We start from the raw sequence: 2,010 nt of genomic DNA, 5'->3' as shown, positions 1-2,010 counted from the left end.
TATCCGCCCCCCCACCGGCCGGCCCCGCCCCCCGGCTCCCGGGGCCCGCCGGCGCGCCCCCACCCCCGGGCGGGGGGGTGGCCCCCCCCGCACCCCACCGCCCCGCCCGTCGTCTGCCCGGCGCCTACTCCGGCCCGGACTCGTCGGGGTGGCGCCGCAGGTGGACGACGGCCGCGACGAGGCCGCCCCAGAGCACGGCGATGGAGACGACCATCATGACGATCGCGCTGGTGGACATCAGCTGTCACCTTCCTTGGCGGTCAGGGCGGCGTCGGCCGCGTCCTCTCGGGCGATGGCGTCGGCGCGCTTCCAGGGGAACAGCGAGACGACGATCCCGAACACGAGGGCGCCGATCGCCACGCCCCAGCCCGCGGAGAGCAGGAACCCGGTGGAGTAGCCCGCGTAGTTCTCCGTGAGCTCGGTGCGCAGGCTGTCCCACATCATGAAGCCGAGCAGGACCGGTGTGATTCCGCCCAGCACGACCTTCCACCACGTGCCCAGGCGGATGGAGGACACCTCGTTGGCGTGCTTCTGGAACATCGGCAGTCGGCGCAGGACCCACCCGAAGACGATGAGCATCGCCAGGGCGGCCAGGACGATGCCGTACTGGTTGATGAAGTGGTCGAACACGTCCAGGTAGTGCAGGCCCTGGTGGGTGGGGAAGATCAGGATGGAGACCAGGGCGATGATGCCGCCGACCAGGAAGACGGACTGCAGGCGGCCCAGGCCGACCCGGTCCTGGACGGCGGAGACGACGACCTGGACGATGCTGATCAGGGAGGTCAGCCCGGCGATCATCAGCGAGGCGAAGAAGAGCACGCCGAACAGCGCCCCGCCGAAGGGCAGGGTGGAGATGATCTGCGGGAAGGCGATGAAGGCCAGCCCGATGCCCGAGGTGGCGACCTCGTCGACCGCGGTTCCGGCGGCGGTGGCCATGAAGCCCAGCGCCGCGAACACACCGATGCCCGCGAGCAGCTCGAAGGAGCTGTTGGCGAAGCCCGCGACCATGGCCGAGCCGGTCAGGTCGGCCTTGCGCTTGAGGTAGGAGGCGTAGGTGACCATGATGCCGAACCCGATGGACAGCGAGAAGAAGATCTGTCCGTAGGCCGCCACCCACACGCTGCCGTCGAGCATGGCGTTCCAGTCGGGGGTGAACAGGGCGTCCAGGCCGGCGACGGCGCCGTCCAGGGTGAGCGCCTGCACCACCAGGACGAGGAACAGGACCGCCAGCAGCGGGATGAAGACCTTGTTGGCCTTCTCGATACCGTTGCGCACGCCCAGGGCCAGGATGGCCAGTACCACGACCCACACGCCGACCAGCGGCCATGCCACCGCGGGCACGTACCCGGTGATCCCGCCGGGGGTCTCGCTCATCTGGAGGTAGTCGCCGAAGAAGAACCCGTTGGGGTCGTCCCCCCAGGCGCCGGTGACCGAGAAGTAGATGTACGAGGCGCTCCAGGCGATGATCGCGCCGTAGAAGATGGCGATGACGAAGCAGATCGCCACCTGCCACCAGCCGATGGCCTCGGCGGGCCGGGAGATCCGTCTGTAGGACAGGGGGGCGGAGGACCGGTACCGGTGGCCGATCGAGTACTCCAGGATCAGGAGTGGGATACCGGCGGTGAGCAGGGCCACCAGGTAGGGCAGCATGAACGCCCCACCGCCGTTCTCGTAGGCGATGTAGGGGAATCGCCAGATGTTCCCGAGTCCGACGGCGGATCCGATCGCCGCCATCAGGAATCCCGCGCGCGTCCCCCACTGCTCGCGAGGCTGTTGGGCCATGTTCAGGCCTCCTAAATCATCCCGTAGTTCGCGAACCGCACCGTAGCAGGAGTTGGTCCAGGCGGCATCGTTGGGACATTTCGCCTCGCCGCATGTCGTGCAGCAATACGGTTTTCGTATCACTTTGTCCAGGTATGGACGTACCCCGCGTGTGTGTCAAGGAACACTGGACACCTCTCTTCAGTCGCGCTTGCACACGCGTGTGGCGGCGCCCCCGGGGTACGGGGG

General features: G+C 68.3%; 2 protein-coding genes. Both read right to left on the bottom strand.

Annotation, left to right across the window (positions count from 1 at the left end; genetic code table 11):
• Positions 1-124: 124 nt before the first annotated feature.
• Positions 125-238, bottom strand: a complete 114-nt coding sequence (locus tag ACWGL3_RS32110) for a methionine/alanine import family NSS transporter small subunit (RefSeq protein WP_267950150.1) — start codon at positions 236-238, stop codon at positions 125-127.
• Positions 238-1,782: a sodium-dependent transporter gene (locus ACWGL3_RS32105; protein WP_267950149.1), complete on the bottom strand. Its 1,545-nt coding sequence runs from the start codon at positions 1,780-1,782 to the stop codon at positions 238-240. Before ACWGL3_RS32105 ends, ACWGL3_RS32110 begins: the two co-directional genes overlap by 1 nt.
• Positions 1,783-2,010 lie beyond the last annotated feature (228 nt).

It is taken from the genome of Nocardiopsis sp. NPDC055824, assembly GCF_053616335.1.
The sequence above is the reverse complement of the archived record's forward strand: the minus strand, read 5'-3'. Positions and strand labels throughout refer to the sequence as shown.

Coding starts and splice junctions, on each gene's coding strand:
- ACWGL3_RS32110 (WP_267950150.1), bottom strand. CDS start 238: ATGTCCACCAGCGCGATCGTCATGATGGTCGTCTCCATCGCCGTGCTC.
- ACWGL3_RS32105 (WP_267950149.1), bottom strand. CDS start 1,782: ATGGCCCAACAGCCTCGCGAGCAGTGGGGGACGCGCGCGGGATTCCTG.